Origin of the sequence: Nakamurella sp., from assembly GCF_048594475.1 — a bacterium.
Taxonomy (GTDB): domain Bacteria; phylum Actinomycetota; class Actinomycetes; order Mycobacteriales; family Nakamurellaceae; genus Nakamurella.
Genome location: NZ_JBMDXT010000045.1, coordinates 20,776 through 27,545 on the forward strand (window position 1 = coordinate 20,776; position 6,770 = coordinate 27,545).

General features: G+C 71.1%; 7 protein-coding genes. 3 read left to right on the forward strand and 4 right to left on the reverse strand.

Annotated elements, in window-relative coordinates:
• Positions 1-45 precede the first annotated feature (45 nt).
• From ACOJUF_RS02500 to ACOJUF_RS02510, 3 genes are all read left to right on the forward strand, one after another.
• Positions 46-1,374: a protein kinase domain-containing protein gene (locus ACOJUF_RS02500; RefSeq protein WP_420120287.1), complete on the forward strand. Its 1,329-nt coding sequence runs from the start codon at positions 46-48 to the stop codon at positions 1,372-1,374.
• Between the two features lie 116 nt (positions 1,375-1,490).
• Complete coding sequence (locus ACOJUF_RS02505; protein ID WP_420120288.1) at positions 1,491-1,880, forward strand: hypothetical protein; 390 nt, start codon at positions 1,491-1,493, stop codon at positions 1,878-1,880.
• 91 nt (positions 1,881-1,971) lie between these two features.
• The gene (locus ACOJUF_RS02510; protein WP_420120289.1) at positions 1,972-2,430 is read left to right on the forward strand and encodes a hypothetical protein; all 459 of its coding nucleotides are present in this window, start codon (positions 1,972-1,974) and stop codon (positions 2,428-2,430) included.
• A 257-nt stretch (positions 2,431-2,687) separates the two neighbouring features.
• On the opposite strand, the gene ACOJUF_RS02515 is transcribed toward ACOJUF_RS02510, so the two are convergent.
• The 4 genes from ACOJUF_RS02515 to ACOJUF_RS02530 all read right to left on the reverse strand — a co-directional run bounded on the left by ACOJUF_RS02515 (position 2,688) and on the right by ACOJUF_RS02530 (position 6,592).
• Positions 2,688-3,446, reverse strand: coding sequence for a succinate dehydrogenase/fumarate reductase iron-sulfur subunit (locus ACOJUF_RS02515; protein ID WP_420120290.1), 759 nt, complete (start codon positions 3,444-3,446; stop codon positions 2,688-2,690).
• Positions 3,436-5,415, reverse strand: a complete 1,980-nt coding sequence (locus tag ACOJUF_RS02520; protein ID WP_420120291.1) for a fumarate reductase/succinate dehydrogenase flavoprotein subunit — start codon at positions 5,413-5,415, stop codon at positions 3,436-3,438. Before ACOJUF_RS02520 ends, ACOJUF_RS02515 begins: the two co-directional genes overlap by 11 nt.
• Before the next feature lie 98 nt (positions 5,416-5,513).
• The gene (locus tag ACOJUF_RS02525; RefSeq protein WP_420120292.1) at positions 5,514-6,299 is read right to left on the reverse strand and encodes a hypothetical protein; all 786 of its coding nucleotides are present in this window, start codon (positions 6,297-6,299) and stop codon (positions 5,514-5,516) included.
• A complete protein-coding gene (locus ACOJUF_RS02530) occupies positions 6,296-6,592 on the reverse strand; it encodes a hypothetical protein (RefSeq protein ID WP_420120293.1) in 297 nt (98 codons plus the stop codon). Before ACOJUF_RS02530 ends, ACOJUF_RS02525 begins: the two co-directional genes overlap by 4 nt.
• Positions 6,593-6,770: the final 178 nt, after the last annotated feature.

A 6,770-nucleotide genomic window follows, 5' to 3' on the forward strand; every position in this document is an offset into this window, starting at 1 on the left:
AGACCTCGACACATCCTGGATGGCCTGGGCGCGCAGGGAGGACCTATGGTCGGGTATCGGTACGCGAACCGGTATCAGGCGGCCGACGTGATCGGTCAGGACGAGATCTCCGTCGTCCGGCGCGGTCGCGATCTGCTGATGGATCGGGACGTGGCGATCAAGGTGCTGCGATCGGACCTGACCCAGGAGCCGGCCGTGCACAGCCGCTTCCGGTCGGTGGCCAATCACGCGGCCGCCCTGAACCATCCGGCGTTCGTGGCGGTCTACGACACCGGCGACACCCTGACCGACGCGGGCACGGTGCCGTGGGTGGTGATGGAGTACGTCGAGGGCGAATCGCTGCGCACCGTGCTCGGCCGGCAGGGCCCGCTGCCCTGGCGCCGGGCGCTGCGCATCGCGATCGAGTTGTGTGCCGCACTCGACCACGCCCATCGCCGGAACCTGTTGCCGTGCCACATCACTCCGGCCAATGTCCTGATCGACGCGCAGCCGGCGGGTGACCAGGTCAAGGTGATCGACATCGGTCAGCGCACCCCGGAGGCACCGGGAGTCGCGGCCACGCAGTACCTCTCGCCCGAGCAGATCCGCGGCGGGTTGCCGGACAAGCGCAGCGACCAGTACACCATCGGCTGCGTGCTGTTCGAGATGCTCTGCGGCCGGCCACCCTTCATCGGGGTGACGGCCGACGCCGTGGCCGACGCGCACCAGCGGGAGGCGCCCCGGGCACCCAGCGAGTACAACCGCGGCATCCCTGCGGACGTCGACGCCATCGTGCTCAAGGCGCTGAGCAAGAACCCGGCCAACCGGTACGAGACGGCCGAGAAGATGCGGGCCGACCTCGAACGGGTCGTCGCCGGCCGGCCGGCCCAGGCCCGTGCGGCCATGGAGGCGGCGGTCCCGGCCGGCGCGCCGGCGCCCGGCCCGGCCCGGACCCGTTCCGCGGCCCGGCCCGCGAACACCCCGTCGCCGGACCGCCCGCCGCCGGGAACCAGTTCGCCGCTGATGGCCCCGGGGCTCACCCTGCCGGTGCTGGACCGGTGGGAGCCGGTCGACCCGGTGCGGGAGGCCGCGCAGCGCCGGCGATGGGCCTACATCGGTCTCGGTGGGCTCGCTCTCGCGCTGGTGGTCGCCCTGTGGCTGACCCTGGTCGTGATCACCACGCCGCCGCCGCCGGCCAAGGTCGCGGTGCCCAACGTCATCGGCATGACGGTCTCGCAGGCCGGCGCCGTGCTCAGGGAGAAGAACCTCGACATCGGGGCGGTCACCACGGTCGACACCGACAAGGGGCCGACCGGCACGATCGTGAACCAGCGCCCGTCGGAGAAGACCGAGGTGGATGCCGGCACCGACGTCGCGGTCGAGATCGAGGGCTGAGCCGGCCGGGCCGCCCGCGGCGCGCGCCGGCCCGGGCCGTGCCGGGACGGTGAAGGTCGTCACGATGCCCGCGGAGCGGGCCGGATCGGGCACCCGCGCTCGGTAGGTTCGAGATCATGAACACCTCGACACCGATGACGACCATCACCCTGGCCGTGGGTGCCGTGCTCACCGTGCTGGGCATCGCCGGCTACGCCCTGACCGGGGCGGCCAGCCTCACCGCGCTCATCCCCAGCCTGGTCGGCGTACTGATCCTGGTCTGCGGTCTCCTGGCCCGGCAGGAGAAGCTGCGCCGGCACGCCATTCACGGGGCGTTGGCCGTCGCCCTCCTCGGCGCGCTCGGATCGTTGATGAACGTGGTGAAGATCGGCCAGGTGTTCGCCGGGACCGCCGAGCGGCCCACCGCGATCGTCGTCAGCACGATCATGTTCCTCGTGCTGGTCGCCTACGTCGCCCTGGGCGTCCGCTCGTTCGTCGCGGCCCGGCGGGGTGCCGTCGCCTCCTGACCACCCCCGGTCCGTCGGACCCCGACCCCGACCCCGACCCCGCGCCGTCGCCGGCCCTGCCGGCGGCGGCGCGTTCTTGTAGGTTCGGCGGGTGCGCGTTGAATCGGTGATCGCGGTTCCGGCGTCCGACACGGTGGGCCCGACGCGGCTACGGCTGTTGACGGCCCGGACCGGCAAGCTGCCGGTCGTGGTGGTCGCGGACGGTCCGTCCGGCCCGGAGTACCACGTGCTGACCATGGCCGAGCTGCAGGCCGCCATGACCAACCAGCTGTCCGCGACCCCGCTGGCCGAGGTGCTGGATCTGGCCGGCCGGTCGGCCACCGTCCCGATCGGCCGGGGCGAGGTACAGGCGGCGGCCGTCGGCACCCCGGTGGTCGACAACGGCCGGCTCGTCGGAGTCGTCCTGGACGATAAGCTCGAGCTGCCCGAACCGACCGAGCAGGACCTCGAGCGCGGCGCCCCCTCGACCCGCGGTCCGGCCGCGGAGGCGGCGGGGGATGCGCCCCGCAAGCGCGGCCTGTGGGGTCGGCTCACCGGCTCCGGCAGCTGATCCCGCGCCGGCCGGGCGGCGCAGTCGCGTCCGGTCGGTGATCGATCCGCGGCGGCTGAACGGTGGTCCGTGCCGTCCGCGTTCCGGCCCGCGATGTTTCCGCGGGCGTCCGCGGCCGGGGCGGCCGGCCCCCGCGCGGATGAAGTCGTTGACACCCGACCCACCGGTCCCATTCGGGGCTTGTTGATCCGCGCCGGGGTAGATGATCCGCGCGGCCGGGGAGCGGGGTAGGGGTCGGGGGCGGGGCGGGGTCGGGGTCAGTCGCGTCGGCGGCGGAACAGCTTGGTGCCCAGCCAGACCAGCGGATCGTAGGAGCGGTCGACGACGCGTTCCTTCATCGGGATGATGCCGTTGTCGGTGATCTTGATGTGCTCCGGGCAGACCTCGGTGCAGCACTTGGTGATGTTGCACAGCCCGATGCCCTGCTCCTCCCGGGCGAACGCGGCGCGGTCCGTGCGGGCGTCCAACGGGTGCATGTCCAGCTCGGCCGCCCGGATGAGGAACCGCGGACCGGCGAACGCGGTCTTGTTCTCCTCGTGGTCCCGGGTCACGTGGCAGACGTTCTGGCACAGGAAGCACTCGATGCACTTGCGGAATTCCTGGGACCGCTCGACGTCGACCTGCTGCATCCGGTACTCGCCGGGGGCAAGGCCCGGTGGAGGCGCGAACGCCGGGATCTGCCGGGCCTTGCGGTAATTGAACGACACGTCGGTCACCAGATCGCGGATCACCGGGAACGCGCGCATGGGCGTCACGGTGATCGTCTCGTCCGGCTGGAACGTCGACATCCGCGTCATGCACAGCAGCCGGGGCCGGCCGTTGATCTCCGCGCTGCACGAGCCGCACTTGCCGGCCTTGCAGTTCCACCGGACCGCCAGGTCGCCGGCCTGGGTGGCCTGCAGCCGGTGGATGATGTCGAGCACCACCTCGCCCTCGTTGACCTCCACGGTGTAGTCCCGCAGGTCGCCGCCGGACGCGTCCCCGCGCCAGACCCGGAAATGCGCGTCACGCCCCATCGTCGGCCTCCCGGGTTCCGCCGTTCCCGGCGGCCAGTTCCTCGGCGGTCAGGTACTTCTCCAGCTCGCTGCGCTCGAACAGGGCCAGCAGGTCGGGCCGGATCGGGGCGATCGGCTCCCGGGCCACGTCAATCGCCCCGTCGGGCTGCAGGGAGCAGATCAGCAGGCGCCGGCGCCATTCCGCGCTCATCGCCGGGTAGTCGTCCCGGGTGTGCCCGCCGCGGCTCTCCTGCCGGATCAGGGCCGCCTTGGCCACGCACTCGCTGACCTGCAGCATGTTGACCAGATCCAGGGCCAGGTGCCAGCCCGGGTTGAACTGCCGGTGTCCCTCCACGCTGACCGCGGCGACCCGCGGCTTCATCGCCTCCAGCGCGTCGATCGCCTGCTGAATCTCGGCCTCCCGCCGGATGATGCCGACCAGGTCGTTCATCGTCTGCTGCAGCTCCCGGTGCAGCGTGTACGGGTTCTCCCCGTCCTCGCGGTCGAACGGGGCCAGTGCCGCCTTCGCCGCCGCCGCCACCGATCCGGCGGCCGGCTCCGGTCGGGCGCTGCCGGCACCGTCGGCACCGTCGGCACCGTCGGCACCGTCCAGGGTCGCCAGGTAGGCGGCCGCCCCCATCCCGGCCCGGCGGCCGAACACCAGCAGATCGGACAGCGAGTTGCCGCCCAGCCGGTTGGAGCCGTGCATGCCGCCGGCCACCTCGCCGCAGGCGAACAGTCCGGGCACCCGGGCCGCGGCCGCGGTGTCCGGGTCGACCTGGATGCCGCCCATCACGGAGTGGCAGGTCGGCCCGACCTCCATCGGCTCCTTGGTGATGTCGACGTCGGCGAGCTCGGCGAACTGGTGGTGCATCGACGGCAGCCGCCGTTTGATCTCCTCGGCCGGTAGCCGGGTCGCGATGTCCAGGAAGACCCCGCCGTGCGGGGTGTGCCGGCCGGCCTTGACCTCGGCGTTGATCGCGCGGGCCACTTCGTCCCGGGGCAGCAGTTCCGGCGGCCGACGATTGTTCTCCGGGTCGGCGTACCACCCGTCCGCCTCCTGCTCGGTCTCGGCGTACTTCGACCGGAACACGTCGGGGACGTAGTCGAACATGAACCGTTTGCCCTCGGAATTGCGCAGGACGCCGCCGTCGCCGCGCACCGATTCGGTGACCAGGATGCCTTTCACCGACGGCGGCCAGACCATTCCGGTCGGGTGGAACTGGATGAATTCCATGTTGACCAGGGTCGAACCGGCCCGCAGCGCCAGGGCATTGCCGTCGCCGGTGTACTCCCAGGAATTGCTCGTCACCTTGAACGACTTGCCGATGCCACCGGTGGCCAGGATGACGGCCGGTGCCCGGAACACGATGAACGTGCCCGACTCCCGCCGGTAGCCGAACGCACCGGCGACGGACCCGTTCTCGGCCAGCAGCAGCTCGGTGATGGTGACCTCGGCGAACACCCGGAGCCCGGCGTCCTCGTCGGCCGGCGGTTCGCGATCGGACGCCACCGCCGAGAGATCGATGTCCTGCCGGAGCGAGACGATCTTCTGCTGCAGGGTCCGGATCAGTTCCAGTCCGGTGCGGTCGCCCACGTGGGCCAGCCGGGGGTACTCGTGCCCGCCGAAATTGCGTTGGCTGATCCGGCCGTCCGGCGTCCGGTCGAACAGCGCGCCGTAGGTCTCCAGTTCCCAGACCCGGTCCGGGGCCTCCTTGGCGTGCAGCTCGGCCATGCGCGGGTGGTTGAGGAACTTTCCGCCGCGCATGGTGTCACGGAAGTGCACCTGCCAGTTGTCGTGCGAATTGGCGTTGCCCATCGAGGCGGCGATGCCGCCCTCGGCCATCACCGTGTGCGCCTTGCCGAACAGCGACTTGCAGACGATCGCGGTGCGCAGGCCGGCCTCGCGGGCGGCGATCGCGGCGCGCAGACCGGCGCCACCGGCTCCGACGATGACCACGTCGTAGCGGTGTTCCTCGTGCTCGCTCACGAAACGGTGCCTCCGGGCGACTCTGACAGGGGTGGGGTGACAGGGGCGGGGTGACAGGGGAGGGTGAGAGGGGCGGGGTGACGGGGTCGGGAACGGGCTCAGAAGAAGCGCAGGTCGCCGAACGTGCCGCTGGCCAGTCCGACGATGTAGAGGTCGGTCAGCGCGAGCCAGATCAGCGAGGCCCAGGCCAGCTGCATGTGCTTGGCGTTGAGCCGGGAGATCTGCTGCCAGGCCTTGTACCGGATCGGGTGCTTGGAGAAATGCCGCAGCTTGCCGCCCATGATGTGCCGGCACGAATGGCAGGACAGCGTGTAGGCCCAGATCAGCCCGGCGTTGATCAGCAGGATCAGCGTGCCCAGGCCCATGTGACCCCACTCGCCGGCCGGGTTGCGGAACCCCAGGACGGCGTCGTACGTCAGGATCACCCCGAAGATCAGCGCCACGTACCAGAAGTAGCGGTGGGCGTTCTGCATGATCAGCGGGAACTGGGTCTCGCCGCTGTACCGGCGGTGCGGTTCGGCGACCGCGCAGGCCGGCGGCGACTGCCAGAACGAGCGGTAGTAGGCCTTGCGGTAGTAGTAGCAGGTCAGCCGGAAACCCAGCGGGAAGATCAGGATGAGCAGCGCGGGGGACAGCGGCCACCAGGAGATCGGTTGGCCGAAGTCGCTGGCCTCGGGCACGCAGGCGGTGCTCAGGCAGGGCGAGTAGAACGGCGAGAGGTAGGGCGCGGCGTAGTAGTTCACGGCCCAGAACGCGCGGACGGTGCCGTAGAGGACGAACAGGCTCAGCCCGAGGAAGGTCAGGAGCGGGACCCGGCGCCAGTTGTCCCGGCGCAGGGTGCGGGCGGGGATCCGGGCCCGCCCGGGGGTGTTGACCCCGCTCAACGGCTCTTCCCGTGATAGCCACCCACGCCTTCGTGGTCGGCGTCGTCACTCCACAGGGACTGGTCGTACGGCTCGTCGCTGACGGTGAACATGGTTGGCGCGCCGGCCGGCGCCCCGACGGCGACCGGGGTGCGCAGGGACTGCGCGTCGGCCGCGTCGAGCTTGAGCCGCTCCAGGTCGTTGCACAGCCGCGCGACGATCGGGATCTTGCCGTGGGCGTGCGACAGGACGGTGACCGCGGCGGCCAGCTCGTCGATGGAGCGTTGCAGGGATTGGAGCGCGGAATCGGTCATCGAATCTCCCGGACGGCGAGACGAGAGTGATGATCTTCACACTAGACCGGTCGGGATCGCCTGTCAGGTCGTGGTAGGCGTGGCGCATGGGATCTGGGTCCGGAACCGCCGGTGCACTGCTGCTCACCCCCGGGGCGGGGGCCGACCGGAACCAGCGGACCCTGGTCGCGATCGAGCA

Bases quoted from the DNA above. Each gene is read 5' to 3' on its own strand.
- ACOJUF_RS02500 (WP_420120287.1), top strand. From the start codon at position 46: ATGGTCGGGTATCGGTACGCGAACCGGTATCAGGCGGCCGACGTGATC.
- ACOJUF_RS02505 (WP_420120288.1), top strand. From the start codon at position 1,491: ATGAACACCTCGACACCGATGACGACCATCACCCTGGCCGTGGGTGCC.
- ACOJUF_RS02515 (WP_420120290.1), bottom strand. From the start codon at position 3,446: ATGGGGCGTGACGCGCATTTCCGGGTCTGGCGCGGGGACGCGTCCGGC.
- ACOJUF_RS02530 (WP_420120293.1), bottom strand. From the start codon at position 6,592: ATGACCGATTCCGCGCTCCAATCCCTGCAACGCTCCATCGACGAGCTG.